This window comes from Microbacterium sp. UCD-TDU (assembly GCF_000340625.1).
GTDB lineage: Bacteria > Actinomycetota > Actinomycetes > Actinomycetales > Microbacteriaceae > Microbacterium > Microbacterium maritypicum.
Genome location: NZ_AOSO01000005.1, coordinates 270815 through 297805, shown reverse-complemented (window position 1 = coordinate 297805; position 26991 = coordinate 270815). Strand labels below are relative to the sequence as shown.

Genomic DNA, 26991 nt, shown 5'->3' with positions numbered 1-26991 from the left:
CACCCCGACCGGTCAGCGTCGGGTCTGCACTCCGGCGCGACGTGCGGGGAGGGCGACCAGCCGGAGCTGCCGAGCGACCATGAGCGGCATGACCACAAGTGCGCCGCCCGAGGCGATGATCACGGGGCGCACCACGACCACCGGGAGAGAACCCCACAGGGCGATGAGGAGCGCGCCCGCCAGGACGGCGACGAGGACGATCTCGGTCACGACAAGCTGTCTGCGCACCGAAGCGCTGTCCGCGGCCAGTGTCGTCTCTCGACCGCGCACCTCGATACGAGGGGTCCATCCCGTGCCGTCCCACCAGCGCAGGGTGCCGCGTCGTCGCGTCTCGTACCATCCGGCGCCCACCCTGTCATCGCTCACGCTCCTCAGTATGACGGCGGCGGATCGGCGTCTCTGCAGGGCGAGGTCTAGGCTTTCGCCATGCACGAATCCGCAGAACTGCGCACCGGCGTCGTCGCCGCGGCGCTCGAACTCTTCAGCGCCCAGGGGTTCGACCAGACGTCGGTGGAACAGATCGCCAAGGCAGCCGGCGTCTCCCGGTCGACGTTCTTCCGCCAGTTCGGCGGCAAGGAGGACGTGGTCTTCGCTGATCACGAGGTGCTCCTGGAGCAGCTCAGAGAGTTCCTCGACGAGGGCCACGACGATCCGTGGGGCGCGGTATGCGCGGCTTCGGAGTCGGTCTTCGCCCACTTCGCCCACGACCCGGAGCTCGCCAGACGCCGCTACCAGATCGTGCGTCAGGTCCCCGTGCTGCGCGAACGCGAGATCATCACGGTCTTCCGCTATGAGCGCCTGTTCGACGACTATCTACGCGGCGCGCTCCCCGGTGTCGACCCGCTGGATGCGGTCGGCTTCGCCGCCCTCGTGACGGCGGTGCACAACCACGTGCTGCGCCAGCTGCTGCGCGGCCGCAAGAAGGTGCCGCTGGCGACACTGCAGACGGCACTGGCCGATGTGCGTCGTCGCTACGGCGTCGCCGGCGACGATGCGGTAGCCGCCCCGGACGACATGGTCGTGGCGGTGTTCCCCCGCTCCATGCCGATCGCCGAAGTCGGTCGCCGGCTGCAGTCCCAGCTCGACTAGCCTCGCGAGGGTCGTGGAACCGAGTATCGAGGAGTACGATACTTGGTGCCACGAAGGAGCCCCATGAGCACTGCAGCCTCCCCCTTCCCCGGCGAGCGCGTCTCGTCGTACGACATCACCGGACGTCAGGACAGCGACTACTACGCGGTCTTCTCCGACGTCCCCGCTGCCGACCGTGCGGCGTGGGACCGCGCCAAGGCCTACATCGACGAGGTCGCCCCGCAGATGGCGGATGCCTGGGACCGTGCGGAGTATCCGCTCGAGGCTGCCCGGCGAATGGGCGAGATGGATCTCGTCGTCGACGGCGTCCAGCACCCCGCGCTCACGAGCCTGTCCCCGCTGGCCGCGGGCCTGGTGAACATGGAGATCTCCCGCGGCGACGGATCGCTGGGCACGATCCTCGCGGTGCAGGGCGGACTCGCGCTGCGCACGCTGGCGCTGTTCGGTTCCGCCGCCCAGCAGGAGCAATGGCTCACTCGCGTCGCCGACGGCTCGGTGCTCGGGTCGTTCGCCCTCACCGAGCCCGACCACGGCTCGGACTCGGTCTCACTGGAGACCGTGGCCCGCCGCGACGGCGACGAGTGGGTCATCCGCGGGACGAAGAAGTGGATCGGCAACGGCGCCTCCGGCGGCATCACGTTCGTCTGGGCGCGCGTCGACGACGAGGGCGCCGAGGAGCACGGCGCCGTGCGGTGCTTCCTCGTGGAACAGGACACCCCCGGCTACACCGGCAACGTGATCCGCGGCAAGGCCTCGCTGCGCGCGATCCACCAGGCGCACATCGTCCTCGACGACGTGCGGGTCCCGCTCGACGCCGTGCTGCCGGGGACGAAGAGCTTCAAGGATGCCTCCATCGTGCTGTACGCGACCCGCTCGGGCGTCGCGTGGTCGGCGCTCGGACACGCGACCGCCTGCTACGAGGCGGCGCTGGCGTATGCGACCCAGCGGGTGCAGTTCGGAAAGCCGCTCGCCAAGTTCCAGATGGTCCAGGAGCGTCTCACCCACATGCTCGAGGACCTCACCGCCATGCAGCTGTACTGCCGGCGCATGGCCGACCTCGAGACGGCGGGCGAGCTGCGCCCGACCCAGGCGTCGCTGGCGAAGTTCCACAACACGCGAGCCGCGCGCCGGATCGCCTCGACCGCCCGCGACATGCTCGGCGGCAACGGCATCCTCCTCGAGAACGGCGTGATGCAGCACATGGCCGACATCGAGGCCATCCACACCTACGAGGGCACCGAGAGCGTGCAGGCGCTGCTGCTCGGGCGCGATATCACAGGGATGAGCGCGTTCGTCTGAGCCGCGGTCCGCCGGGGTCGACTCACCGGCCGCCGGCGCGCACGTGGCGCTCTCTGCTCGCCGCAGCTCCCGCAAAGCTCTGCACACCGAGCAGGAGGACCAGCGCCGCGACCGGCAGCGCCCATCCTCCGGCGGCGGCATGCAGGATGCCGAGTCCGATAGGGCCGAAACCGGCGAGCAGGTAGCCGATCCCCTGGGCCATGGTCGACAGGTGCGCCGTGTGCGCCGCGTCGGGAGCGCGCAGCACGATGTAGGTCAGCGACAGCGTGATGGCGGCGCCCTGACCGAGACCGAGCAGCGTCATCCACACCCAGGGCGCGGCTCCTCCCGGCGCGACGAGGAGGCCGATCAGCCCTGCCGCGCACAGCAACGTCGAGAGCAGGACGGGCAGCCACGTCGGCCGGATACGTCGCAGCATGATCGGCGCGAGGAGCGCTGCCGCGACTCCGGGGAAACTCGAGTACGACAGCAGCAGACCGGCATCGGCCACGGGCACTCCGGCGTCCTGCAGCATCGTCGGGATCCAGGTCAGCGCAGCGTAGTAGCTCAGACTCTGCAGCCCCATGAACACCGTGACCGCCCACGCGACCGGGTCGCGCAGCAGCACCGACATCCGCGGCTCGTCCCGAGGCTCCACGATCGCGTCGCCGGGCGTTCCGGCCACGCTCGCGGACCCGCGCACCGCCCGGGGCAGCCAGACCAGCAGCGCGAGGACCGCGGGAACGGCCCAGAACGCCAGCGCGCCACGCCACGACCCGTCGAGCGCGGTCATGAGCGGCACCGTGAAGGCGGCGGCCGCGGCAGCACCCACGAAAAGCGCCGTGGAGTACAGCCCCATCATCAGACCGAGACGGTGCGCGAAGTCCTGCTTGATGACGGCGGGCATGCAGACGTTCGCGACAGCGATACCCGCGCCGACCAGCACCGTGCCGCCGAAGAGCGCCACCGGAGAGTCGAGGAGGCGGATGCCGATGCCGACCGCCACGACGACCATCGTCAGCGCGAGCAGCCGATGCAGCCCGATCCGGCGAGTCAGGGTGGGGGTGAGGAAGGCGAAGGCGCCGAAGGCGAACACGGGGATCGTCGTCAGCAGACCTGCCGCCGCGGCGGGGATGCCGAGGTCGTGCTCGATCGCCGGGAGCACCGGGCCGACCGAGGCGACACCCATGCGGAGATTCAGCGCGATCAGCAGCAGCCCGATGCCCACGTAGACGCCGAACAGGACGCCGCCGTGACGAGCCGACGGCGTGGTCAGCGGGGTCGGGGCGGTGTCGAGCGGCTCGTGCATCGTGGTCATGCTTCGAGTCCAGCACTCGGGCACCGCATCAGAAAACACGTAAACTGCAAAGCGATGTCGAATACACGCCAATCCACTCGGCTCGTCGATCTGAGCCTGGTCGACTTCGACGCCCTCGCCACTCTGCCGATGGAAGGCGCCTACCGCTTCGCGCACGCCGAGACCTCACCGCGCCATGCCCATCCGCTCGGCCACCTGGTGCATGCCGCCTCGGGGGTGCTGTCGCTGCTCACCGACGACGGGGCCTGGATCGCGCCATCGACACGTATGGCGTGGGTGCCCGCCGGCGCAGAGCACCGTCATCGCGCGCACGGACGCACCGACATGCGCATCGTCCACCTGAACGCCGAGCTCGCCGCGCGGCTGCCGGCCACCCCCGCCGTCCTCGTCGCGTCGCCGCTCGCGCGAGAGGCCGTCCTGGCGATGACATCCGACCGCCCGCGCAGCGCGGGCGCGCTGGAGCACCTGCGCCGGGTCATCGTCGACGAGGCGATCACCGCCCCCGAGCAGCCGCTGCATCTGCCGGAACCGCACGATCCGCGTCTGCGTCGGGCGGCCCGCATCGTCGAGGACGACCTCGCCACGCCCGTGAGCCTCGGCGAGCTCGGATTGCGCACCGGAACCCCCGAGCGGACCCTGAGCCGCCTGTTCCCTCAGGAGACCGGCATGGGCTACCGGCAATGGCGTCTCCAGCTGCGCGTGCATCGTGCGCTCGTCCTGCTCGCCGACGGCACCTCGGTGACCGAGACGGCCGCGGCGTGCGGCTGGGCGACGACCAGCCAGTTTATCCAGCAGTTCACACCGCTCGTGGGGATGACCCCCGGCCGCTACCGCCTCTCCCAGCACTGGGCGTGATGCGGTCGGCTCAGACCGGACGCACCATGCACACGAGCCGGTCGCGATCGTCCCAGGAGGGCACCCGCTCGAAGCTGCGCGATTCGTACAGGAGCACAGCGCCTTCGCGCCAGTCCCATACCGAGAGGCGCACCTGCACGGCACCGAGAGCGGCCGCATCGTCGAGGGCGGCGTCCAGCAGCGCCGAGCCCACCCCGCGACCACGCGCCGCGGGGTCCGCCCACAGGCGCTTGACCTCGGCCACCTCGTCGCGCACCGAGAGGACCACGACGCCGACGACACGTTCGTCCAGCAGCGCCACACGCACCCGGTGCGCGGCGTACGCCGCCGCAGGGTCTTCGACCTCGCGCAGGTAGCGTTCGGGCAACGGCGGCACAGGATCGGGGGCGGTCCCGTGCTCCTGCAGGCTCTTCTCGAGCTCGGTCTGCTGCAGATAGGCGCGCACGGCCGCACCGACCTCGATCGCGTCGGGTCCCGTGAGGTCGGCGAGGCGGATCAGCGGTCGGTCGAGCGCCGATCCCGCAGCGGTGCTCACACTCAGTCGCAGCCGCAGCCGCCGGACGGCGTCTTCACCATGAAGCACACGTCGCACACGCCGTAGTCGCGTTCCTCCACGGGCTTGGGCGCCTTCTCGGCGCGGGGCGCGGAGACACGAGGAGTCGTCGTGCGCTTCGCCGCGCGCGGCGGCGTCAGCGGGATGAACTCGCTCGGGTGGCTGACGTAGAAGTACGGTGCGCGCCCCTCGCTCGGCTGCAGTCGCAGCGGGGCGGATCCGACGACGAGACGCTCGTCCTCGGTGAAGCCGTTCGTGTATGTGCGCCCGATGTGCAGCGGAGCGCCCTCGCCACGGCGGATCGCCTCGATGTAGCGACCGCGGTCGATGAACGAGCTGATCCCGATCTCTTCGACGATGGCGGTGATGAACGCGTGGTTGGACGGATCGATGCGGTGCGCGCGCAACGCTTCCTGGAGGGAACGGTATGGACGGGAGGTGCCTGCGGGGGTCGGCCCCTGTACTTCTTTCATCAGTTCCAGGATCGCACGCCCGGAGGGGTGCGATCGACCGTTTTCCGCTCGTGGACGTGCCAAACTGACGTCATGGCCCAGGCGACGATCATCGGCTCCGGCCCAAACGGGCTCGCCGCAGCCGTCACGCTCGCCCGCGCCGGCTACCGGGTGCGAGTGCTCGAGGGCGCCGACACGATCGGCGGCGGCGTGCGCACCCACGAATCCACCCTTCCGGGGTTCCGGCACGACGTCTGCTCCGCCGTGCACCCGGCCGCCCTCGCCTCCCCCTTCTTCCAGGCGTTCGGCCTCGACCGGCGCATCGAGTGGATCCGCCCCGAGGCCTCGTACGCCCACCCGCTCGACGACGGACGCGCGGCGATCGCGTGGCGCGACATCGAGCGCACGGCTGCCGCGCTCGGAGTCGACGGCTCTGCCTGGACCTCGCGCCTGCGTCCGCTCAGCACGCACATCGACGGCGTCGTCGACTTCACCGGCAATCAGCTGCTGCGCCTCCCCCGCGACCCGGTGACCGCCGCGCGCTTCGCGATCCGCATGATGGACCAGGGAACACCCCTGGCCGCTCGCGCCTTCCGCACCGAAGAGGCAGCGGCTCTGCTCTCGGGGGTCGTCGCCCACGCGAACTCCGCCCTGCCCTCGTTGGCGGGTGCCGCTGCCGGTCTGCTGCTCGCCGCACTCGGGCACGCGGGCGGCTGGCCGTATCCGCGGGGCGGAGCGCAGCGCATCGCCGATGCGATGGTCGCCGACCTCGAGCAGCACGGCGGCACGGTCGAGGCGGGCGCGCCCGTCTCCGACCTGGGGGCCCTGGACTGGGGCGATCCTCGTCGCGGGGACCTGCTGCTGCTGAACACCTCACCGCGGCTCGCGCTCACCCACCCCGACGTTCCTGCGGGTTACGCCCGCGCGCTCCGTTCGCACCGGTACGGGCCGGGAGCCGCGAAGGTCGACTTCGCCCTCGACGGACCGGTCCCGTGGACGAACCCCGAGGTCGCCCACGCGCCGACCCTGCATCTGGGCGGCACGCGTGACGAGGTCTGGGCGAGCGAGGACGCCGTCGCCGCCGGACGAGTGAGCGCGCGACCCTATGTGCTCGCCGTGCAGCCCTCGATCCTCGACGATTCCCGCGCTCCCGCGGGCAAGGCCGTGCTCTGGGCCTACATCCACGTGCCGCCGGGATCGGACCTCGACCCGACCGAGTCGATCACCGCGCAGGTCGAGCGCTTCGCACCGGGCTTCCGCGACCTCATCCTCGCCCACCACGCGGTGCCGGCATCGTCGCGCGAGGCGGTCAACCCCACGGAGATCGGTGGCGACATCTCCGGCGGAGTGTTCGACATGCGCCAGGCGCTGCGGCGCCCGATCCTCTCCCCCACCCCCTGGCGCACACCGATGCACGGCGTCTACCTGGCATCCGCCGCGACACCCCCGGGTCCGTCCGTGAACGGCATGGCCGGTTGGCACGCTGCCCGCACAGCTCTGCGGGATGCCGGTGAACCGGCGACCCTGGCCGACCTCTTCGACTGATCCCCTCCCCTTCCGCCGCGGATCGCCTGCGGCCAGGATGGGACCATGCGCTACGAGATCCCCGCTCCGATGCTCGCCAAGGCGGTGCCGGCGGTCCCCGACCCGGCGAAGACCCCCGGCGGGCTGCTGTACGAACCGAAGTGGGACGGGTTCCGCGGGCTCATCGCCTGGGACGGCGAGACGGTGGAGATCGGGTCACGCGGCGCGAAGCCCCTGACCCGCTACTTCCCCGAACTGGTCGAGGCGATCCCCGATCTACTTCCCGGGCCCTGCCTGCTCGACGGCGAGATCGTGGTCGCCACCGGGCCCCATGGATCGCAGCGCCTGGATTGGGAAGCGCTGAGCCAGCGCATCCACCCGGCAGCCTCGCGGGTCGCGAAGCTCGCCGTCGAGACACCGGCGATGTTCGTCGCCTTCGACCTGCTCGCCGCAGGGGAAGACGATCTGCTCGCCGAGTCCTTCGAGACCAGGAGGGCACGCCTCGAGACTCTCCTGGCGGGGGTCGAGCATCCGCTGCACCTCACGCGCACGACCCGTGATCGGGATGCGGCAGTGCGCTGGCTCGCCGAGTTCGAGGGCGCGGGTCTCGACGGCGTCGTCGCGAAGCCGCTCGACCAGCCCTACGCCCCGGGCAAGCGCACCCTGTTCAAGGTCAAGCACGCCCGCACGGCCGACGTCGTCGCACTCGGCTACCGCATCCACAAGTCCGGTTCAGGAGTCGGCTCGCTCCTGGTCGGGCTGTACGGCGACGACGGAGTGCTTCGTCAGGTCGGCGGGGTGGCGGCGTGGAGCGACGCCCGCAGGCAGGAGCTCGTCGAGGAGCTCGCCCCGCTGGTCGAACGTGACGAGGCAGGAGATGCCGTGACCGCGGAGGGTGAGAGGTCCCGGTTCAGCGGGTCGAAGGATGTGAGCTTCGTGCGTCTGCGCCCCGAGCGGGTGCTCGAGGTGCGCTACGACCAGCTCGAAGGCGCCCGCTTCCGCCATACCGTGCAGTTCGAGCGCTGGCGCCCCGATCGCGATGCCCGCTCGTGCACCTACGAGCAGCTGGACACCGTCGCCGGCTACGACCTCGCGGATGTTCTGAGCTGAGCTGTCCTGAGCCGAGGGACGTCAGTCCTTCTCCGCCGGGGCGCCGTCGTCGTCCCAGTTCGCCGCCACCTTCTTGCTCGGCTGCACGCGTGGGGGCTCTCCGGGCATCTTGGGGAACTCCGGCGGGAAGGGAAGCTCTCCCAGCCCGTTCTCCCTGTCGCGCTCCCACCACTCCAGCAGTGTGTCGATGCGTCCCGGTGCGTCCTGCATCGCAGCCCACGGATCGCCGACCTCCTGCAGGCGCTCCGGGATGCTGCGCACCGTGAACGCGGTCGGTTCGAGGCCGTCGAGCTCGTCCCACGCCACGGGTGTCGAGACGGTCGCGCCGGGAAGCGCGCGAGGGCTGTAGGCGCCGGCCATCGTGCGGTCGCGGTTGGCCTGGTTGAAGTCGACGAAAATGCGCTCGCCGCGCTCTTCCTTCCACCAGTTCGTCGTGACCTGATCCGGCATCCGCCGCTCCAGCTCCCGGCCGGCGGCGATCACGGCATGGCGCACGTCCAGGAACTCGTGCGTCGGCTCGATCGGTGCGAACACGTGCAGGCCTCTGTTGCCGCTGGTCTTGGCGAACGCGTCCAACCCGGCTTCGCGCAGCACCTCGCGCAACGCGTGGGCGGCTCTCACGGCATCCGCGAAGTCGGTGCCGGGCTGCGGGTCGAGGTCGATGCGCAGCTCGACCGGGTTGTCGGCATCGGTGGCGAGCGATGCCCAGGGGTGGAACACGATCGTGTTCATCTGCACGGCCCACACGATCGCGCTCGCCCGGTTCAGGACGATCTGCGGATGCTGACGCCCACTGTTGTAGGTCACCGTGACGGCGTCGACGAAGTCCGGTGTCCCTTTGGGCGGGTTCTTCGAGAAGAAACCCTCGGCCCGCGCTCCGCCTGCGGGGCCGATGCCGTCGCGGAACCGCTCGAGCGACACCGGGCGGTTGCCGTTCGCCGCCAGGAACGGCACCGCCACCAGCTGCACGTACTCCGCCAGCTCCGCCTTGGTGATGCCGAGGTCGGGCCACACCACTCGATTCGGGCTGGAGAGCGCGACCTCACGCTCACCATCGGAGTCGGCGACGATCAGGGTCACACGTTCTGAGGCCATGCTCCGACCCTAGAGCGCCGCCCGGACAGACGGAACCCCGCGCGCCTCGACGGCGCGCGGGGTTCGCATCGGTCGCGTCGGATCAGTCGCCGAGGTCGACCGCCAGCACGAGAACCGGCGTGAGCGCATCCCGCTCGACGACGATCGAGGGGCCGGCCGAGTCGACGATCACGCCGGCGATGTCGGCGTGGCTGGTGAGCACCTTCGCCAGCTGCTCCGGCGCGAACGGGAGCGGACGGTCGCCGCGCCCCAGCGCGATGACCTCGAGCGGGTGCGAGAACAGCTGCAGGAAGCGGCGGCCGTCGGTGGTCTGCGCCTCGGCGATGCCGACGGGACCACCACCGGATCCGTCGTTGACCGCCACCCACATGCGCTTCGTGGCGAGGGCCTCGCCGACCCTCACGACGGAATCCTGCTCGCGCGGGGCGGCGAGGATGCTCTTCACGGTCATGTCGACATCGGCCTGCTCGAGGGTCTTCTGCAGAAGCTCGGTCGGGAACACCACACGGTGCGGCGCCGAGGCGTTGTCGACGATGAGTCCGGCGAAGTCGCCGGATACGACCTGCTGCAGCACCGAGGTGACCGGCTGGGCGACGGCCGACGTCGCCGACGGGTCCGCCTCGAGCTGCACGGAATCGCGCACCGCGCCGGCCGAGCTGAACGCCAGCATGTACTGGCGGTCTTCAGCGTCGCGCACGACGGCGACGGAGAGCGGCTTGCCCTCGCTGATCTGTGCGCGCGCATCGCCGTTCACACGGATGTACAGGTGACCCTGGAGCGCCTGACGCATCACGCCGAGAAGCTGGTCGTTGGTCGCACCCGCCTCGATCTCGGTGAGGGCTTCGCGCAGCAGCACGTTGTCCTTCATGCCGGCGACGGTCTCGGTCTGCTCGGGCGGCATCGCGGAGGCGAGAGGCAGACGCCGCTCCTCTGGCGCCTGCGGCTGAGCGGTCGGAGGCGGCGTGGTCCGCGGTGCGGCGGGCGCCGCAACCGGCTGCGCGTCGGTGGTCGGCGCACCGTCGGCGCTCGGCAGCGCCACCTCGGGCCCCGCTTCCGCGCCGACGCCCCGGAAAGCCTGCACCGAAATGCCGATCGACGGTGCCGCGACGGGCTGCTCCGCCTCGACGGTGGGCGCGTCGGTCGGGCGCGTATCGTCGTGCGCGGCGTCGGTCTCGACGGCCTCGGCGGTGGGGGCGACGGCATCGTCACCGGACTTCTTGCGGCGGGAGAAGAGGGCCATATGAGCCAGCCTAACCGGCAATCCGACCGGTGTTTCGCCGAAGCGGAAACACCCGCGGCGGGCTAGATCTTCTCGATCGGTGCGACCTTGATGAGGAGCTTCTTCTGTCCTGCCGAGTCGAATCGCACGTGGGCGATGCGCTTCGCACCCTCACCCGTCACCGCGTCCACTCGCCCCTCACCGAAGTCGACGTGACGGATGCGATCGCCGGCGGCGAGTTCGAGGTCGCCGTTGTCGCGCATCTTGGCCGTGACCCGGTTGGGGAACTTGTCCATCGCCGTCGACAGCGGCTTCAGGGAGTCGCGCCCCGGCAGCGACTTCACCGCGAACCGGTCGCCGGAACCCGAACCGCCGAAGCCGCCCTGGCGACGTGCGTTCAGTGCGCGCGACTGCATGCCGCCGCGCGAGTTCACATCGCCCGGCGACTGTCGCCAGTCGATCAGGCCCGCCGGGATCTCCTGCAGGAAGCGGCTGGGCATCGCGACAGTGACCTCGCCGAACTGCGCCCTCGTCATCGCGAGGGAGAGGTGCAGACGCTTGCGGGCACGCGTGATGCCCACATAGAAGAGTCGACGTTCCTCCTGCGGTCCCCCGGGCTCGCCGGCCGAGATGCGGTGCGGGATGAGGTCTTCCTCGACGCCGGTGACGAACACGGCGTCGTACTCCAGACCCTTGGCCGTATGCATGGTCATGAGCGAGACCGAGCCCGACTCGTCGTCGAGGTCATCGGCATCGGAGACCAGGGCGACCTCGGTGAGGAAGTCGACGATCGTGCCCTCGGGGTTGTTGCGCGCGAAGTCGCGGGCGACGGCGACGAACTCGTCGAGGTTCTCCACGCGCGCCTCGTCCTGCGGATCGCGGCTCGCACGCAGTGCGTCGAGATAGCCGCTCTTGCCCAGAAGCAGACTCAGGCCGTCGGCTACCGCGGTGGGTGGCGGCAGCTCGCCGCTGGCGGGTGTCAGGATGGCGGCAGCTTCGGCGAGCACCGCGTCGAGCTGACCGATCGCCGCCTGGATCTTCGGCCCGACGCCGAGCTGGCCCGGCATCGACAGCGCATCGCGGAAGCTGATGCCGTTCTCCTCGGCGAACCGGGCGATGGCCGTCTCGGTCACGTCTCCGATGCCGCGCCGTGGCTTGTTCAGGATGCGCCGCACCGACATCTCGTCGGCGGGGTTCGCGACCGCGACGAGATAAGCGAGCGCATCCTTGATCTCGGCACGGTCGTAGAACTTCGTGCCGCCCATGATCTTGTACGGCACCGCGGAGCGGATGAAGATCTCCTCCAGCGCACGGGACTGCGAGTTCGTGCGGTAGAACACCGCCATCTCGGAGTAGGGCATACCGGCCCGGTGCAGCGCCTCGACCTCATCGGCCACGAACTGCGCTTCATCGTGCTGCGAGTAGCCCGTGAAGCCGATGATGGGATCACCGTCGCCCTTGTCGCTCCAGAGCTTCTTGTCCTTGCGGTCGAAGTTGTTGCCGATCACCGCGTTCGCCGCCGACAGGATGTTCTGCGTCGACCGGTAGTTCTGCTCGAGCAGCACCACCCGGGCGCCGGGGAAGTCGCGTTCGAACTCGCTGATGTTGCGGATGTCCGCGCCGCGGAACGCGTAGATCGATTGATCGGAGTCGCCGACCACGGTGAGCGAGGCGCCGGGTTCTCCGGCATCAGCCGTGGGCGCGGGGTCGGGCTCGAAGATCATCATGCCGTTGGAGGCATATGGATCGGGAGCAGAACCCGCAGCTCCCGACACGGGGCGCGTGAGCTCGTGGATGAGCGAGTACTGGGCGTGGTTGGTGTCCTGGTACTCGTCGACCAGGATGTGCCGGAAACGGCGGCGGTAGGTGTCGGCGACCTGCGGGAACGCCCGGAACAGGTACACGGTCTGCCCGATCAGGTCGTCGAAGTCGAAGGCGTTGGCCTTCTGCAGCTGTCGCTGGTAGTCGGCGAAGACCTCGACGAAGACCCGTTCTGCCGGATCGCTCATGTTGGCCTGGCGCGCATACGACTCGGCGTCCGACAGCTCGTTCTTGAGCTTGGAGATGCGCGACTGCACCGACGCGGGCGTGAGGCCGTAGGCGTCGGCCTCGTGCTCCTTGACCAGGCGCTTAAGAAGAGCGCGCGAGTCGCCCGAATCGTAGATGGTGAACGACTTCGTGTATCCGAACTGCTCGGCCTCGCGGCGCAGGATGCGCACGCACGCGGAGTGGAACGTGGAGATCCACATGCCACGCGCCGCGTCGCCGATCAGTCCCTCGACGCGCTCTCGCATCTCGCCTGCGGCCTTGTTCGTGAAGGTGATCGCGAGAATCTGACTCGGCCACGCCTCGCGTCCCCGCAGCAGCGAGGCGATGCGGCGGGTGAGCACGCTGGTCTTGCCCGATCCGGCGCCCGCGACGATGAGCAGCGCCGGACCGCGATAGGTGACGGCCTCGAGCTGCTGCGGGTTGAGGCCGGCGAGGAGATCGTCCTGTCCAGGGGCTCCCGACGAGCGAGGACCGGTGGTGGAGGGGACGATGAGAGGAGCTTCGGTCATGGCCTTATGAGTCTAGGCGTCGGCACCGACACCACGGCACGGGATCCCGGGGCGCAGACGGCGGGAGGAGGGGTGCGCGGCCGGCGTGCGCACCCCTCCTCCGGCTCAGGCCTCGCGTTTCCGACGGCGGACGACCACCGCACCGGCGGTGAGGAGCATCAGTGCCAGGGCGACGGCGGCCACGGGGAGCTCGGAGCCGGTGGTGGCGAGTCCATCGGCACCTGTCCCGATCCCGGCACCGGTGCCCGTCCCTGCGGCGATGCGGATGTCCGCCCAGCCGAGGATCCCACCGTTCGCGTCGAACACGGCGATCCGGTGCGCGCCGAGTGGGGCGTCGGCGGGGATCGTCACCGCGATCGTGCCCGCGGAGGTGAGCGTCCCCGACGCGATACGCGACGGGTCGGAGTACATCCACACCGACACCTGCGCTCCCGCACTCTTCACACCGACGGTGACGGTGACCTTCTGCCCGGGGGTCGCGATGGAGGGGTCCACCGTCAGACCGTTGCGGTTGTCGTCGACGAGGCCGGTGCCCGGAAGCGGCGGGGTCTCGCCGCCCGGGTTCTCACCGCTGGCTCCGGGGAGCGTCCCGGTGCGCAGCGCTTCGGACGCGAAGCCGTCGGCGAACCACCACACCGGACGCTGCCCGTCGACCGACAGCGAGGCCGGCGCGGTCGCGAAGCCCTCGTTGTTGATGTCGGGCATGCCGGCGGGGCGGGCGTAGTGGGCGGTGCCCGGCTGCGCGGTGCCGTTCAGCGTGATCTCCGCCGAGCGGCCCTGGCAGCCGTCGTCGCACACGGCCCACAGCGTCTTGCGCACGCTGTCGTAGTCGAGCGCCATCACTCCGGTGAGACCGGGGGCGATCTCCGAGACCAGCGTCGCCGAACCGTCGGATCCGAGGGCGAAGGCGTAGACGTGGCCGTTGTCCTCGACCGCGACGAAGAACAGCCCACCGCCGTGATCGGCGTAGCTCTTCGGGTCGTACGCCGCGCTCTTGCTGTCGTCGAAGAGCTTCCCGGCCAGCGCCGAGTCCGGCACCCACTGCACGGCCTCCATGCCGAGGTTCGCACCCACGGCCGGCAGCAGAGAGGTCAGGTCCCACTCCTGCTGAGCGACGAGGTCGCCGTTCGAGGCGTCGGGATCGACCTTGAGCACCACGTTCTGGTTCACACCCTTGGCGCTGTTGTCCCGTTCGGAGGCCACGTACACGAAGCCGTCGCCGTCGACCGTGATGCCCTCGGTGTCGGGGCCCGCGGCCGCCGGGTTCGCGGCATCCTTCTGGAAGCGCACGCGCTTGCCCGCATCCCATCCGTCGGCCTTCTCGATCGAGCCGTCGGCGTGGGCCTCGAGCTTCCAGATCCGGCCCTCGCCGTTGTCGACCGCCCAGAGGAAGGCGCCATCGGCGGTCTCCTGCACGTCGAGTCCTGAGCTGTCTTCGAGGAACGTCGGGATGCTGTCGATCACGTGCACGTCGGCGGAGCCGGGCCACGTCGCCACCGCGATCTCTCCCGCGCAGACGTTGGCCGCGCCCTTCGTGGATTCGGCCGTGCCGGCGAAGGCGCCCGTGGTGTCGGGGCAGCGGCCCCAGGTGGTCGCCGCGTGGCTGTCGCCCCAGGAGGCCTCGTCGACGAGCAGGTCTCCGTCGAACACCCGCACCGCATCGCCGGCGCCGAGGCCGAAGCCGAGCTGGGCCCGCTCGATCACGAGGTACTCCCCCGCGCCGATGCTGGTGCCGGCCGGGATCGCGTAGGCGTGGGTGTCGTCGTCGTCCTTCACCACGATGCCCGACACATCGAGCGCGGCACTGGTCGGGTTGACCAGCTCCACCCAGTCGTCGGGCGAGCCGCCGTCGGATTCGACCTCGTTGATGCGCACGGGGTTGCCGCAGGCGTTGCGCAGTCCCTTGGTGGAGACGGCGATGTCGATGAGATCGCCCGTGCCGTCCGCACAACGGGCGAGGACGCCGGCGGCGTGCGCGGCGTACGTGTGCTCGTCGACCGCGTTGCCGTTGGCGTCACGGACGGTGACGGTGTCACCGTTGCCGAGTCCGAAGACGAAGTTCGCCGGCTGATCGAAGACGAAGTAGCCGCCCGGCTGCAGGATCGTGCCCGCCGGCAGCGGTGTGGTCTCGGCTGCATGGCCTGCGGGGTCGTTGTCCATCACTGTCCAGCCGGACAGGTCCACTGACGTGGTGCCGGTGTTCACGACCTCGACCCAGTCGGTGGCGTCGCCGTTCGACTCGATCTCGTTGATGACGACGTCGGGCATGACACACGAATTCGTCGCACCCGGAGTCGGTCGGGCGAGCACGAAGGCGCCGACGCCGTCCGGGCATCGGGCGAGGGTGGCTGCAGCGAAGTCACCGTCGATCGCGGCGTGCCCCTGCCACGGCAGAGTGTCGTCGATCATCGTGCCGGAGGCGTCGTAGAGGCGGATGCGGTCGGCGCTGCCGATGCCGATCGGCTCACGGAACGCGGCTTCGACACCGCCGGAGAGACCCATCGTCCCCTCCTCGACGACGAGGAACTGTCCCGCTCCGATCTGCGTGCCGTCGAGGAACTGCCAGCGGTGGTCATCGGAGTTGTCGCGGATCTCGTAGCCCGAGATGTCGAGCTCCTCGGTGCCGGGGTTGTAAAACTCCACCCAGTCGGCAGGCTGCGAATCGACCTCGTTGATCACGATGGAGCCGGCGACCGGTGCGACCGAACAGTCGTTGGGGGTGCCGGGCGTGGCCGCCGTCGCCGGGGCCCAGGCCCCCGTGCCGTCGGGGCAGCGCGCCCACACCGACAACGGTGCGGTGTTCTCGTAGGCGTAGGAGTCGACCTCGGTGCCGCTCGGGTCGAAGAGCACGACCTCGTCGCCCTTGCCGAGCCCGAAGGCGAAGTCGACATCCTTCACGAGCACCAGGAACTCCCCCGGAGCCAGCGAGGTACCCTGCGGAGCCGTGCCGAAGCTGTCGCGCTTCTCATCGGCGATGGTCCATCCGGTGAGGTCGATCGTCTCCGCTCCGGCGTTGTAGATCTCGACCTGGTCGGCGAGACCGGTCGCCGCGTCGTCGTAGACGATCTCGTTCAGCACGAGACTCGGAGCGGCCGAGACCGTCTCGGAGGGGATTCCGGGATCGGCACCGATCGCGGCGGCGGGAGTGGCGATCAGGGCGGCGGCGCTCAAGGCGCACACCGCCGCGACCGCCGCTGCACTGTGCAGGCGGGGCATGGAGGACTCCTGGGTGGCTGGGCCGGCGGTCCCCGCTGGTGGCGGGGCCGACCGGGAGGGGACTCAGTCGGGTACCAGCCCAGACCACCGATCCCGCGTGGCCGCAGAGGATCCCTCGGGTGCACGGCAGATGAACGGGAGGTGGCGATTGCCCGCACCCTCCTCGTCAGCGCACTCGGTGCCGCTCCGGTCGCACATCCTGTCGCCTGCCACGGCTCAGCACGAGAGGATGTGCGGTCGGAGCATTCAGGCGATGCGGGTTCCCGGAGGCAGGCGCCGAGCCGGCGTCCGGGTGCGCGCCCAGGCACCGGCGAACAGCGATCCCGCGATGACGACCTGCACGCCGAGGCCGACGAACCAGCTCGGCACCGACGAAGCGATCACCTCTTCGGCCGTGGGTGTCTGGCCATCCCCGTCGCACGGGTCCCAGCGCTGCTCGAGCGGAGACTGCTGGGCGCTGCGCAGGCCGTACTTGATCTGACCGAACATGTCGACCGGATACCCCTCCGGCGAGAACTCGGTCGGGGTCGCATCGGCGAGGACGATGAACGGGTTCGCGGCGAGCGTCCACCAGACCAGGTCGAACCGCGGCACCTCCTGCGTGCTGTTGACCTCCCAGCGATCGCAGTCGGGGTTGCCGTTGGCGTCGTACGGACGCGAATAGACCGTCGCCTCGCTGCGCACCGCCATGCCGCCGAGCCCGAACGCGATGAGCGTTCCGAACACGAGCGCGGCGACGACCAGATAGGTCGTCGCGACCGAGAACAGCGGACGGGCGATGAGTCCGCTCAGACCCACGCCGATCGCGGCCACGATGATGATCTCCGCCGCGAGCACGAGCAGCGAGACGAGCAGCACGACCGGGTTCGCTCCTCCTCCCAGCAGCGACAGGGCGAGGAAAGGCAGCGCGACGACGAGGAACGCTCCGCCGGTGGCGACCGCCGCGACGAGTTTGCCGAGCATGATGTCACCGGTCGATGCGGCGGTCACCTGCACCGCGGCGAGCGTCGCCGCATCCCGATCCCCGTTGATCGCATTGCCGCTGAGCGTCGGCGACACCAGCACGACGAGCAGCAGCACGATGTTGACGACGATCGAGTACACGCCTGCGCCGATGGCATCACCCCAGGAGTACACGGCGAACGAGAGGGCCGTGACGCCGAGCAGCACCAGGGCGAAGACGCCGAGCAGCACGTACCAGCCCACACTGCGCAGGCGCTGGGTCAGTTCGAGTCGGGCGATGATGCCGATGTTCGCGAGACTCATGCGCCCGCCTCCGTTCCGCTGGGTGCCTGGTGTGGTGTCGCGTGCTGCAGGTTCAGGAACGTGTGCTCCAGCTGGCTCTGCGCCGGTGCGAACTCCACGACAGGGAGTCCCGCTTCGACGAGATGCCGCAGGGCCTGCGCCGCGGCGTCCTCCCCCTCGAACCCGACGAGCACAGCGCCACGATCCTGGGCGAGCGACTCGGGGGCGATGCCGAGGTTCGAGGCCACCTGCCAGGCATCGGCCTTCATCCGCTCCTCGGTCGCGCCGGCGAGGCGCACCCGCCAGGCGCGCACCATGCTCAGCGCGGGAGCGGCATCGACGACGGCACCGGCGACGAGGAACACCGCGTCGTCGACGACCTCCTCGAGCTCCGAGAGGATGTGGCTCGAGATCAGCACCGTGCGGCCCTCCGCCGCGAAACGGCGCAGCAGCACGCGCAGCTGCACACGCGCCTCCGGGTCGAGGCCGGAAGCCGGCTCGTCGAGGAGCAGCACCTTCGGGTCGTGCACGAGGGCACGGGCCAGTCCGAGCTTCTGCTTCTGCCCGCGGGACAGCACCTTCGCGGGGGAATCGGCGAGGTCGGCAAGCCCGACGAGCGCCAGCAGCTGCTCGGCACGGACCGCGGCCTCGGGCTTGTCGATGCCGTACAGGCGGGCGGTCGTGACGATGGTCTCCCGCGCCGTGAGCGACGGCCAGGCGCCGAGAGCGTCCGGCATCCATCCGAGAAGACGTCTCGCCGCCAGCGGATCGACGGATGGATCGACACCCCCGATGCTGATCGTCCCGGTGTCGGGGGCGAGGAGTGAGGCGAGCATCAGGAGCAGCGTCGTCTTGCCCGCTCCGTTCGGCCCCACGAGGCCGGTCACGCGGCCGGGCTCGGCCCGAAGAGTGGCCCCCCTCACCGCCTGCACCGTCCCGAACGCTCTACTGACGTCTTGCACCACGATTCCGGTCATGCGGTCAGTCTGGCATCGGGGAGCCGTCGCACCCCGGACCTCGGGGCGGATGCTCAGGCCCACCCGAACACAGGTGACACAATCAGCTCATGCGCACGATCCTCAACATCATCTGGGTCATCCTGGCCGGATGGGCCCTCTTCCTCGGGTACGTCCTGGCCGGCGTCCTGTTGTGCATCCCGATCATCACGATCCCGTGGGCGATCGCCTCCTTCCGCATCGCCGCCTACGCGATCTGGCCGTTCGGCCGCGAGGTCATCAGCAAGCCCACCGCGGGCGTCGGGTCGTTCCTCGGCAACGTGCTGTGGGTGATCCTCGCTGGGTGGTGGCTCGCGATCGGCCACATCGTCTCGGGCATCCTGCTGTGCATCACGATCATCGGCATCCCGATGGGCATCGCCGACTTCAAGATGGTGCCGGTCTCTCTCATGCCGCTCGGCAAGGAGATCGTCTCCACCCGCAGGGGCGCCTTCGACCGCACGCTCTGAGCGGGCTCCACGCACTCCGAGCCCGCGCGCAGGTCAGCTGCGGAAGAAGGCGACGCCCAGATCCGGATGATCGACGAACACGCCGTCGATGCCCTGGCGGGCGATGACTCCCCACTCCGCCTCGTAGTCGCCGTAGTCGCCGCGTCCGCCCTGGCCGCGGAACTCCGCCGCCAGGAAGGCGTTCTCCGGGCGGCACGTCCAGGTGAACACCTGGAGGCCTCGTGCGTGGGCGTCGGCGACGATCGTGTTGCCGCGGTCGAGCAGCATCTTCTTGCTCACGCTGATGCCGTCGACGCGCCCGACGAGGCCGTCGAGTCCCTGGGCTTTCACCGTCGCCTTGTACGTGAGCGCGTGCGAGCCCTCGGCCGTCAGGAGGTCGTACGGACGCCCCGATGCCTCGATCAGATAGATGTACGACGCAGAGATCCCGCGCTCGCGCAGCTGACCGAGCACCGTCGACTCGAAGCATTCGATCACCAGCGGCAGCTCGCCCTCCGCCCATCCGGCCTCGCGCAGCTCGCGGTCGATCAGCGGGGCCAGGTCGAGGCCGATGCTCGCGAAGTACGTGGCGTGCTTGACCTCGAGCACCACACCGATCTCGCGTCCGTGCTCCGCCGACCCGTCGCGCACGATGTCGAGCACGTCCCGCAGGCGCAGGATCGGCTGGGCGCCATCGAAGCTCGCACTCGACGTCCGCACCTCCGGCAGCCGTTCGCGGATACGCAGGGTGGACAGCTCGGCCCAGGTGAAGTCCTCGCTGAACCATCCGGTCAGCGCCTGCCCGTCGACGCGCTTGGTCGTCTTGCGGTCGGCGAACTCGGGATGCTCGGCCACATCGGTCGTGCCCGAGATCTCGTTCTCGTGCCGCACGATGAGCACACCGTCCTTCGTCGCCACGACGTCGGGCTCGACCGCATCGACTCCCATGGCGAGCGCGAGCTCGTAGGAGGAGCGGCTGTGCTCCGGACGGTAGCCGGGCGCACCGCGGTGCCCGATGACGAGGGGCGATTTCCTGGGCACGCTCTCAGCGTAGAACACCCCGTCGACGCCCCCTCCCGAGTATCGTTGAGGGAAGAGACCTACTACCCCCCTTTGGAGTGAGGCCCACCAATGAGCAACTTCGCTTTCAACAACCCTGCTTTCCAGCAGCAGGACCCGCGCAACGTCGCGACGTACCCGGGCGGACCTCAGGCTGCCCAGGGCGCGCAGAGCGCCTCGCTCCAGCACGGGGCGATGGACGCCGCGGCCAACGCACAGCTCGAAGGCATGTACGCCGCCCCGCCGGCCGGTGCCATCGAGACCGACCGCATGTCGGTCGAGGACACGGTGTGGAAGACCGCCGGCCTGTTCGGCATCCTTCTCGTCACCGCCGCGATCGGCTGGGTGCTGACGCTCGGTGGCCTGGATGTGCCGAAGTACAACCCGTACAGCGACTTCCAGCCCAACATGCTGCCGTGGATCGTCGGCGCACTCGGCGGCTTCGTGCTCGCGATGGTCATCACGTTCACGTCGCGCAAGAAGGTCCGGCCCGCGCTGATCTTCGCCTACGCCGCGTTCGAGGGCCTCTTCATCGGTGGCATCTCGTCTTTCTTCGAGGTCATCTACCCCGGCATCGTCTTCCAGGCGACCCTCGCGACCGTCTCGGTCGTCGGTGTGACCCTGGCCCTCTTCGCGAGCGGCAAGATCCGCGCGTCGAAGAAGGCGACCAAGATCTTCATGATCGCCATGATCGGCTACCTGGTCTTCTCGCTGCTGAACGTCGTGCTCATGTGGACCGGCGTGCTGCCTGAGGGACAGGCGTTCGGAATGCTCAGCGCCAACATCATGGGCATCCCGCTCGGTGTCATCATCGGCGTCCTCGTCGTCATCATGGCGGCGTACTCGCTCGTGCTCGACTTCGACCAGATCCAGCAGGGCGTCCGTAACGGCGCTCCCCGCCAGTACGGCTGGCTCGGCGCCTTCGGCATCATGGTCACGGTCGTCTGGCTCTACATCGAGATCCTGCGCATCATCGCGATCGTCCGCGGCAACAACTGACGTCGCACGTCACGAGATCACGAAGAGGTCCGTCTCCCGAGGGAGGCGGGCCTCTTTGCATACCCGGGGGCGTGTGCGCAAGGGGTTGGCACTCGGGCGTCGACATCGGCAATGTGGATGTCAGAAGCCCCGGCACCCCGGGGCTCCCGATCCACAGGAGCTGACCATGAGTTTTCTCGGCTTTCTTCTTCTCGGCCTCATCGCCGGTGCCATCGCCAAGCTGATCCTTCCCGGCAAGCAGGGTGGCGGCTGGTTCATCACGCTGCTCCTCGGCGTCGTCGGTGCGCTGCTCGGCGGCTGGCTCGGCAGTCTGATCCTCAACCGTCCGCTCACCGAGTTCTGGGACCTCGGCACCTGGCTCCTCGCTATCGGGGGTTCCATCATCGTGCTCCTGATCTACGGCCTGATCGCCGGTCGCGGCCAGAAGGCGCGCAACTGACCCACCGTGGAATCGACGTCCTGCACGTCGACCCCACCGCTCGTCCCCCTCGGCAGCTCCGTCTTCCGAGGGGGACGAGTCATTTCTCGGCCCCGCTCGCCTTCCGCTTCAGCAGCGCTCGCTCCCGATCGTTACCCGCGAGACCGGCGGCGACGACGAACTCGCTCCTCGCCTCCTCCTCCCGCCCGAGCCGACGCAGCAGTTCGCCCCGCGTCGCCGGCAGCAGGTGGTAGCCGCGCAGCGCCCCCGAACCCGTCAGCTCATCGACGATGCGCAGCGCGGACGCGGGCCCGGTGGCCATCGCGACGGCTGCGGCACGGTTGAGCTCCACGACCGGCGACGGGGAGATGCGGCCGAGCGCCTCGTACAGGAGCACGACCCGGTCCCAGTCGGTCTCGTCGACCGACGGGGCAACCGCATGACATTCTGCGATCGCCGCCTGCAGGCAGTAGGCGCCGCGTCCGCGTCCGAGCGCGTCCGCTCTCGCCAGGGACGCCCGCCCCCGCGCGATGCGGCTGCGGTCCCAGCGCCTGCGGTCCTGGTCGGCCAGCAACACGGGGTCGCCGTGGCGATCCACCCGCGCGGCGAACCGCGCCGCCGTCAGCTCCATCAGTGCCAGCAGCCCGTGCACCTCGGGCTCCTGCGGCATCAGTGCGGTGAGCACCCGGCCCAGGCGGATGGCCTCGTCACTCAGCTCCGGACGCATCCACTCAGGACCGCTGCTGGCGGCATGAGCTTCGTTGAAGATCAGGTACAGCACGCCGAGGATCGCACCGATGCGCTGGGCGCGTTCCTCACGACGGGGAACTTCGAACGGGGCGTTCGCGGCGGCGAGCGTCTTCTTCGCGCGGACGATGCGCTGTTGCACGGTGGCCGTCGGCACCAGGAAGGCGCGCGCGATCTCCTCGCTGGACAGCCCTCCCACGACACGCAGGGTCAGAGCGACCTGCGCCTCCCGAGAGAGCACAGGGTGGCAGGAGATGAAGATCAGACGCAGCACGTCGTCATCGACGGCATCCGGGTCCCACAGCAGCTCTCCGCCCTTCCCCTGTTCCTGCTCCAGGTCGTGCGCGAGCAGGGCGAGACGCCCCTCGAGGCGCTCCTGCCGTCGCCACCGGTCGACGGCCCTGCGCTTGGCCACCGCCGTGAGCCAGGCACCGGCGTTGCGAGGAACCCCCTCCGTCGGCCACTGCTGCAGCGCATCGACGAGCGCTTCCTGGGCCAGATCCTCTGCAAGACCGAAGTCGCCGACCATCCGGGTGAGAGCGCCGACGATACGGGCGGACTCGATGCGCCAGACGGCGGCGACGGCGCGCTGCGCAGACCCGGCGTCGGGTGCCGGACGCGCCGTCTCACCGTAAGCGGAAGCGTGCATCGCCGCTATCGCCTCACTGCTGAGCGCGCTGGGCCTGCTCCTCGCGCCAGCCGGCTTCCTTCTCGATCCACTCGTTGTCGGCGGGGAAGTCCTCGACTCCGGTCACCCTGCGCACCTCGAGGTACGAACCGCGTCCGAGAGGCGCGCGGCTGGCCCACTCCGCAGCCTCTTCGCGGGAAGAGACCTCGAGGATCCAGAAGCCGTTGAACAGCTCCTTGGTCTCGCCGTAGGGGCCGTCGGTGATGAGCGGCTTCTCGGCGCTGAAGTCGACCACGAAACCCTCGGCGGCGTCGGTCAGACCCTCGCCGGCGACGAGCACTCCGGCCTTCATCATCGACTCGTTGTACTTGCCCATGGCCTCGATGACCTGCTCGAACGGCATCTCCTTGTACGCCTCGACGGCCTCGTCGGTCGCGCGCATGATGAGCATGAACTTCATGATGTTCTCCTTGTTCGAAGGGCCGTCTCTCGACCCTCTCATCAATGACGTCGAACGGGAACGGCCAGGATCGACATCATCCCGGAATTCTCTCCGAAGAAACTTCTCACGGGCGTCGTGGTGCGGGATGGTCCCTCGACGAGGGATCGCTCGATGACGGTCAGGCGCGACGCGACGGGCGCGCGGCGGCATCGGCGATCACGGCGGCGAGCGCGTCGAGCGAACGCCGAGGACTCCACGCGGCAGCGACCGACGGGGCCTCGGCGCTCAGCGCCGCGAGTCGCTCCGGGGCGGTCAGGAGTGCGCGGATCGCCTCGGCGAGCGCATCGACGTCGCCGCTGGGCACCAGCACGCCGCCGCCCTGCTCCAGCACGTCGCGGATGCCGTAACGGGCGTCGTACGACACGACGGGCGCACCGTGCAGGAGCGCTTCCACGATCGACAACGGCTGCCCCTCGAAGGCGGTCGCGGTGACGACCATCGATGCCCGGTCGAGCACGGTCCCCGGTGAATCGGTGTAGCCGGCGAGCAGCACGCGGTCGCCGGCGTCGAGCTCTTCGATCAGTGCCCGCAGTCGGTCCTCTTCGGGGCCGCCGCCCCAGATCTCCATCCGGGTGCCGGGAACGCCTGCGGCGAGGAACGCGCGGATGGCATGATCGATGCGCTTTCCGGGTGCAAGGCGGCCGAGCACGACCACCAGGCCGTCTTCGCGCAGATCATCGCGGCGTTCGACCGGCGCGATGGGGTTCGGGACCAGGACGTGAGAGGCCGAGGAGCCGAACCGTGCCACCACGTCGTCACGCTGCGTGGCGGTCGGCCAGATCACGGCGTCGAACCTGTCCGCCACGCGGAACCACCGCGTCCAGAGCGTGTTCATCGGCGCATCCGGGGTGTACGGCGCCTCCACGTGCATGGTGTGGATCGTGTGCAGGATGCGCACGCGCGGGTCGGACCAGTCGGCGATGAGCTCGCCCAGCTGTCGGGACTCGCAGATCACGATGATCTGCCGGTCGCCGAACGCCTCGGTCACCGTGTCGAGCCAGGCCCGGTAGAGGCCGCGAAACCCGTGCAGAGCCCCGGCCACCGCACCCGCGGCGTCGTACACGAGCACGGGCTCCTCGGTCAGATGCCAATCCGGGTTCCCCGGGATCACCGGCAGGGCGACGAAGGGTCGGCCCTCGGGATCAGCCAGCACCCGGTACTCGACGTCGGGATCGGCACTCACGGCGTCGTCGGCGGCGGCACGCAGCCAGTCGGCCGCTCCCCCGTCCTGCGCAACCGCTTCATCGAACAGATTGCGCAGACGCGAAGGGTCGGCGAGTGCGCCCTGCTCCGCGAAAGCCCGCCGGTGCTCGGCATGGTCGGAGGCTGTTCCCGGATCGAAGGTGAGCAGCTGCGGTCCCGTGCCGTCGGCGACACCGGCGCCGGCGAGCTGACGCGCACGTGCGAGGGTAGCGATCGTGTAGCCGCCGTCCATGCCGGGGATCAGCCGGCTGGACAGCACCACGTACGCGGCGTCGGGAAGAGCCGGCGCCGCGTCGGGGAGCGTCGCGCTCCCTACTCCCACTCGATCGTCCCCGGCGGCTTCGACGTGACGTCGAGCACGACGCGGTTGACGTCACGGACGCCGTTGGTGATGCGATTGGAGATCTTCGACAGAACGTCGTAGGGCAGCCTGGTCCAGTCGGCCGTCATGGCGTCTTCGCTCGACACCGGGCGCAGCACGATCGGGTGACCGTAGGTGCGGCCGTCGCCCTGCACGCCCACCGAGCGCACGTCTGCCAGCAGTACGACGGGGCACTGCCAGATCTCCTGGTCGAGACCGGCCTTCGTCAGCTCCTCGCGGGCGATGGCGTCGGCCTCACGCAGAATCTCGAGACGGTCAGCGGTGACCTCGCCGATGATCCGGATGCCGAGACCGGGCCCCGGAAACGGCTGGCGTCCGACGATCGCCTCGGGGATGCCGAGCTCGCGACCGATCGCACGCACCTCGTCCTTGAACAGGGCGCGCAGCGGTTCGATCAGCTCGAAGTCGAGGTCGTCGGGAAGACCGCCCACGTTGTGGTGCGACTTGATGTTCGCCGTACCCGCACCGCCGCCGGACTCGACCACGTCGGGGTAGAGAGTGCCCTGCACGAGGAACTTCACCGGGGCGCCGCCCGAGGCTTTGGCCTCGGCGACGAGGTCGAGCTGCACCTTCTCGAACGCGCGGATGAACTCGCGCCCGATGATCTTGCGCTTCTCCTCGGGGTCGGTCACACCCTCGAGGTGGCCGAGGAAGGTGTCGGCCGCGTCGACCGTGATCAGTCGCACACCGGTGGACTCCACGTAGTCCTTCTCGACCTGCTCGCGCTCGCCCTTGCGGAGCAGGCCGTGGTCGACGAAGACCGCCGTGAGCTGGTCGCCGATCGCCTTGTGCACGAGGGCCGTGGAGACGGCGGAGTCGACCCCTCCGGAGAGGGCCGAGATCACGCGAGCGTCGCCGACCTGCTCACGGATGCGCTCGATCTGCTCGGCGATCACGTTGCCGCTGTTCCAGTCCGAGGCGAGGCCCGCCCCCTTGTGCAGGAAGTTCTCGAGCACGCGCTGGCCGTGGTCCGAGTGCTTGACCTCGGGGTGCCACTGCACGCCGTAGAAGCCGCGCTCCTCGTTCGCGAACGCCGCGACCTTGGTCGCATCCGTCGTCGCGAGCACGTCGAAGCCCTCCGGGGCCTTGGCGACCTGGTCGCCGTGGCTCATCCAGACGTTCTGCTGCGCGGGCTGGCCACCCAGCAGTGTTCCGCCGTCACCCGTGATCACAGCATCCGTCGCCCCGTACTCGCGCAGGCCGGTGTTCGCGACCTCGCCGCCGAGGGTCTGGGCCATGTACTGGAAGCCGTAGCAGATGCCGAGGGTCGGCACACCGAGGTCGAAGACCGCCGGGTCCAGGCGCGGAGCCCCCTCTTCGTACACCGACGAAGGACCACCGGAGAGGATGATCGCGACCGGGTTCTTGGCGGCGATCTCCTCGGCCGTGGCGGTGTGCGGCACGATCTCGCTGTAGACACCCGCCTCGCGGACGCGACGGGCGATCAGCTGCGCGTACTGCGCGCCGAAGTCGACGACGAGCGCAGGGCGCTGCTGGGTCTCGAACTGTTCGGTCAACGGACACCTTCCGGGGCGGGGGCGGAAGTCGCTTCGGACTCCCTGGTGGCGAGATAGGTCTTCACTTCACGGGCGACGATCGCCTCCATGAAGAACGACAGCAGCGGGATGACACCGCCGAGCGCGAGCAGGATGAAGCGCGGGAACGGCCAGCGCATCAGGCTCCACATGCGGAAGCAGGAGAACAGGTACACGACGTAGAACCAGCCGTGCGCCACGAGGATGAACAGCGACAGGTTGAACCCGTCGCCGAGCGAGGTCATCTCGCACGAGTTCGTCCACGGGGCGAAGAGCGACCACCACTGGCAGTCGGGCCCGGCGAGGACGCCGGCGAACCAGAGCGGCCCCCCGGAGCCTCCGAGGAAGAGCTCGAGGTGGATCGGCGTGTACTTCAGCACCATCTCGGCGAGCAGCAGGAGCAGCATGACTCCTGTGATGATCGACGCGATCTGGTAGAACTTCAGCGCACCGCGGATCGCCGGAAAGCTGGCGACTTTCGGTTCGGGCATGCCTCCAGTCTAGCCGCCGGGACATCGCGTCGAATCCGGGCGCCCGCGCATCGGACAGGAACCGAGAAGCG

Annotated in this window: 24 protein-coding genes; 8 read left to right on the top strand and 16 right to left on the bottom strand. The window is 69.6% G+C overall.

Annotated features, from left to right (window positions below; all coding sequences use genetic code 11):
- Positions 1-12: 12 nt before the first annotated feature.
- Positions 13-366 (bottom strand): DUF2510 domain-containing protein, encoded by a 354-nt coding sequence (locus D514_RS21450; protein WP_144052912.1) that lies wholly within the window; start codon positions 364-366, stop codon positions 13-15.
- Between the two features lie 60 nt (positions 367-426).
- Here D514_RS21450 and D514_RS21445 point away from each other — a divergent pair, with 60 nt between their 5' ends.
- Together D514_RS21445 and D514_RS21440 are read left to right on the top strand one after the other, a co-directional pair.
- Positions 427-1089, top strand: coding sequence for a TetR/AcrR family transcriptional regulator (locus D514_RS21445; protein WP_017828317.1), 663 nt, complete (start codon positions 427-429; stop codon positions 1087-1089).
- A 63-nt stretch (positions 1090-1152) separates the two neighbouring features.
- Entirely contained in the window at positions 1153-2388 is a 1236-nt protein-coding gene (locus D514_RS21440) for an acyl-CoA dehydrogenase family protein (RefSeq protein ID WP_017828316.1), read from the top strand.
- A 22-nt stretch (positions 2389-2410) separates the two neighbouring features.
- On the opposite strand, the gene D514_RS21435 is transcribed toward D514_RS21440, so the two are convergent.
- Positions 2411-3685 carry an MFS transporter gene (locus tag D514_RS21435; RefSeq protein WP_017828315.1) on the bottom strand — a complete coding sequence of 425 codons (1275 nt, stop codon included), beginning with the start codon at positions 3683-3685 and terminating at the stop codon, positions 2411-2413.
- Between the two features lie 54 nt (positions 3686-3739).
- On the opposite strand from D514_RS21435, the gene D514_RS21430 reads away from it, so the two are divergent.
- Complete coding sequence (locus D514_RS21430; RefSeq protein ID WP_017828314.1) at positions 3740-4540, top strand: helix-turn-helix domain-containing protein; 801 nt, start codon at positions 3740-3742, stop codon at positions 4538-4540.
- Between the two features lie 10 nt (positions 4541-4550).
- Here the strand turns inward: D514_RS21430 and D514_RS21425 are convergent, their stop codons facing one another.
- Both D514_RS21425 and D514_RS21420 read right to left on the bottom strand, forming a co-directional pair.
- The gene (locus D514_RS21425; RefSeq protein ID WP_017828313.1) at positions 4551-5075 is read right to left on the bottom strand and encodes an N-acetyltransferase; all 525 of its coding nucleotides are present in this window, start codon (positions 5073-5075) and stop codon (positions 4551-4553) included.
- A gap of 2 nt (positions 5076-5077) precedes the next feature.
- The gene (locus tag D514_RS21420) at positions 5078-5566 is read right to left on the bottom strand and encodes a hypothetical protein (RefSeq protein WP_144052911.1); all 489 of its coding nucleotides are present in this window, start codon (positions 5564-5566) and stop codon (positions 5078-5080) included.
- Positions 5567-5638: 72 nt separating this feature from the next.
- Here D514_RS21420 and D514_RS21415 point away from each other — a divergent pair, with 72 nt between their 5' ends.
- Together D514_RS21415 and D514_RS21410 are read left to right on the top strand one after the other, a co-directional pair.
- Positions 5639-7090: an NAD(P)/FAD-dependent oxidoreductase gene (locus D514_RS21415; RefSeq protein ID WP_017828311.1), complete on the top strand. Its 1452-nt coding sequence runs from the start codon at positions 5639-5641 to the stop codon at positions 7088-7090.
- 45 nt (positions 7091-7135) lie between these two features.
- Entirely contained in the window at positions 7136-8179 is a 1044-nt protein-coding gene (locus tag D514_RS21410; protein WP_017828310.1) for an ATP-dependent DNA ligase, read from the top strand.
- Between the two features lie 21 nt (positions 8180-8200).
- On the opposite strand, the gene ligD is transcribed toward D514_RS21410, so the two are convergent.
- The 6 genes from ligD to D514_RS21380 all read right to left on the bottom strand — a co-directional run bounded on the left by ligD (position 8201) and on the right by D514_RS21380 (position 18489).
- Positions 8201-9274 (bottom strand): non-homologous end-joining DNA ligase, encoded by a 1074-nt coding sequence (gene ligD / locus D514_RS21405; protein ID WP_017828309.1) that lies wholly within the window; start codon positions 9272-9274, stop codon positions 8201-8203.
- 82 nt (positions 9275-9356) lie between these two features.
- Positions 9357-10514, bottom strand: coding sequence for an SseB family protein (locus D514_RS21400; RefSeq protein WP_031205377.1), 1158 nt, complete (start codon positions 10512-10514; stop codon positions 9357-9359).
- A gap of 62 nt (positions 10515-10576) precedes the next feature.
- Positions 10577-13051, bottom strand: a complete 2475-nt coding sequence (locus D514_RS21395) for an ATP-dependent helicase (protein WP_017828308.1) — start codon at positions 13049-13051, stop codon at positions 10577-10579.
- Positions 13052-13156: 105 nt separating this feature from the next.
- The gene (locus tag D514_RS21390; RefSeq protein WP_017828307.1) at positions 13157-16267 is read right to left on the bottom strand and encodes a lamin tail domain-containing protein; all 3111 of its coding nucleotides are present in this window, start codon (positions 16265-16267) and stop codon (positions 13157-13159) included.
- A gap of 246 nt (positions 16268-16513) precedes the next feature.
- Positions 16514-17533, bottom strand: coding sequence for an ABC transporter permease (locus D514_RS21385; RefSeq protein WP_017828306.1), 1020 nt, complete (start codon positions 17531-17533; stop codon positions 16514-16516).
- On the bottom strand, positions 17530-18489 hold the full coding sequence (locus D514_RS21380) for an ABC transporter ATP-binding protein (protein WP_051056533.1): 960 nt from the start codon (positions 18487-18489) through the stop codon (positions 17530-17532). Before D514_RS21380 ends, D514_RS21385 begins: the two co-directional genes overlap by 4 nt.
- A gap of 89 nt (positions 18490-18578) precedes the next feature.
- Between D514_RS21380 and D514_RS21375 the strand changes: the two genes are divergently transcribed.
- Positions 18579-18977 (top strand): YccF domain-containing protein, encoded by a 399-nt coding sequence (locus D514_RS21375; protein WP_017828304.1) that lies wholly within the window; start codon positions 18579-18581, stop codon positions 18975-18977.
- 33 nt (positions 18978-19010) lie between these two features.
- Here the strand turns inward: D514_RS21375 and D514_RS21370 are convergent, their stop codons facing one another.
- Positions 19011-19997, bottom strand: a complete 987-nt coding sequence (locus D514_RS21370; protein ID WP_031205375.1) for a glycerophosphodiester phosphodiesterase family protein — start codon at positions 19995-19997, stop codon at positions 19011-19013.
- A gap of 90 nt (positions 19998-20087) precedes the next feature.
- Between D514_RS21370 and D514_RS21365 the strand changes: the two genes are divergently transcribed.
- Both D514_RS21365 and D514_RS21360 read left to right on the top strand, forming a co-directional pair.
- Positions 20088-21014: a Bax inhibitor-1/YccA family protein gene (locus D514_RS21365; RefSeq protein ID WP_017828302.1), complete on the top strand. Its 927-nt coding sequence runs from the start codon at positions 20088-20090 to the stop codon at positions 21012-21014.
- A gap of 166 nt (positions 21015-21180) precedes the next feature.
- Entirely contained in the window at positions 21181-21453 is a 273-nt protein-coding gene (locus D514_RS21360) for a GlsB/YeaQ/YmgE family stress response membrane protein (protein WP_017828301.1), read from the top strand.
- 79 nt (positions 21454-21532) lie between these two features.
- Here D514_RS21360 and D514_RS21355 read toward each other — a convergent pair whose 3' ends face one another.
- From D514_RS21355 to D514_RS21335, 5 genes are all read right to left on the bottom strand, one after another.
- A complete protein-coding gene (locus tag D514_RS21355) occupies positions 21533-22828 on the bottom strand; it encodes an RNA polymerase sigma factor (RefSeq protein ID WP_017828300.1) in 1296 nt (431 codons plus the stop codon).
- 13 nt (positions 22829-22841) lie between these two features.
- Positions 22842-23267: a YciI family protein gene (locus D514_RS21350; RefSeq protein WP_017828299.1), complete on the bottom strand. Its 426-nt coding sequence runs from the start codon at positions 23265-23267 to the stop codon at positions 22842-22844.
- A 160-nt stretch (positions 23268-23427) separates the two neighbouring features.
- Positions 23428-24834, bottom strand: a complete 1407-nt coding sequence (locus D514_RS21345; RefSeq protein ID WP_017828298.1) for a glycosyltransferase — start codon at positions 24832-24834, stop codon at positions 23428-23430.
- Complete coding sequence (gene guaA / locus D514_RS21340; RefSeq protein WP_017828297.1) at positions 24825-26411, bottom strand: glutamine-hydrolyzing GMP synthase; 1587 nt, start codon at positions 26409-26411, stop codon at positions 24825-24827. The genes D514_RS21345 and guaA overlap by 10 nt, the downstream gene beginning before the upstream one ends.
- The gene (locus D514_RS21335; protein WP_017828296.1) at positions 26408-26920 is read right to left on the bottom strand and encodes a DUF3817 domain-containing protein; all 513 of its coding nucleotides are present in this window, start codon (positions 26918-26920) and stop codon (positions 26408-26410) included. The genes guaA and D514_RS21335 overlap by 4 nt, the downstream gene beginning before the upstream one ends.
- Positions 26921-26991 lie beyond the last annotated feature (71 nt).

What these genes read in the sequence shown, in the direction of transcription:
- D514_RS21435 (WP_017828315.1), bottom strand. Translation starts at nt 3,685, where the DNA reads ATGACCACGATGCACGAGCCGCTCGACACCGCCCCGACCCCGCTGACC.
- D514_RS21440 (WP_017828316.1), top strand. Translation starts at nt 1,153, where the DNA reads ATGAGCACTGCAGCCTCCCCCTTCCCCGGCGAGCGCGTCTCGTCGTAC.
- D514_RS21380 (WP_051056533.1), bottom strand. Translation starts at nt 18,489, where the DNA reads ATGACCGGAATCGTGGTGCAAGACGTCAGTAGAGCGTTCGGGACGGTG.
- D514_RS21395 (WP_017828308.1), bottom strand. Translation starts at nt 13,051, where the DNA reads ATGACCGAAGCTCCTCTCATCGTCCCCTCCACCACCGGTCCTCGCTCG.
- D514_RS21415 (WP_017828311.1), top strand. Translation starts at nt 5,639, where the DNA reads ATGGCCCAGGCGACGATCATCGGCTCCGGCCCAAACGGGCTCGCCGCA.
- D514_RS21350 (WP_017828299.1), bottom strand. Translation starts at nt 23,267, where the DNA reads ATGAAGTTCATGCTCATCATGCGCGCGACCGACGAGGCCGTCGAGGCG.
- D514_RS21360 (WP_017828301.1), top strand. Translation starts at nt 21,181, where the DNA reads ATGAGTTTTCTCGGCTTTCTTCTTCTCGGCCTCATCGCCGGTGCCATC.
- D514_RS21335 (WP_017828296.1), bottom strand. Translation starts at nt 26,920, where the DNA reads ATGCCCGAACCGAAAGTCGCCAGCTTTCCGGCGATCCGCGGTGCGCTG.
- D514_RS21430 (WP_017828314.1), top strand. Translation starts at nt 3,740, where the DNA reads ATGTCGAATACACGCCAATCCACTCGGCTCGTCGATCTGAGCCTGGTC.
- D514_RS21420 (WP_144052911.1), bottom strand. Translation starts at nt 5,566, where the DNA reads ATGAAAGAAGTACAGGGGCCGACCCCCGCAGGCACCTCCCGTCCATAC.
- D514_RS21375 (WP_017828304.1), top strand. Translation starts at nt 18,579, where the DNA reads ATGCGCACGATCCTCAACATCATCTGGGTCATCCTGGCCGGATGGGCC.
- D514_RS21400 (WP_031205377.1), bottom strand. Translation starts at nt 10,514, where the DNA reads ATGGCCCTCTTCTCCCGCCGCAAGAAGTCCGGTGACGATGCCGTCGCC.
- D514_RS21385 (WP_017828306.1), bottom strand. Translation starts at nt 17,533, where the DNA reads ATGAGTCTCGCGAACATCGGCATCATCGCCCGACTCGAACTGACCCAG.
- D514_RS21355 (WP_017828300.1), bottom strand. Translation starts at nt 22,828, where the DNA reads ATGCACGCTTCCGCTTACGGTGAGACGGCGCGTCCGGCACCCGACGCC.
- D514_RS21410 (WP_017828310.1), top strand. Translation starts at nt 7,136, where the DNA reads ATGCGCTACGAGATCCCCGCTCCGATGCTCGCCAAGGCGGTGCCGGCG.
- D514_RS21365 (WP_017828302.1), top strand. Translation starts at nt 20,088, where the DNA reads ATGAGCAACTTCGCTTTCAACAACCCTGCTTTCCAGCAGCAGGACCCG.
- D514_RS21445 (WP_017828317.1), top strand. Translation starts at nt 427, where the DNA reads ATGCACGAATCCGCAGAACTGCGCACCGGCGTCGTCGCCGCGGCGCTC.
- ligD (WP_017828309.1), bottom strand. Translation starts at nt 9,274, where the DNA reads ATGGCCTCAGAACGTGTGACCCTGATCGTCGCCGACTCCGATGGTGAG.
- D514_RS21390 (WP_017828307.1), bottom strand. Translation starts at nt 16,267, where the DNA reads ATGCCCCGCCTGCACAGTGCAGCGGCGGTCGCGGCGGTGTGCGCCTTG.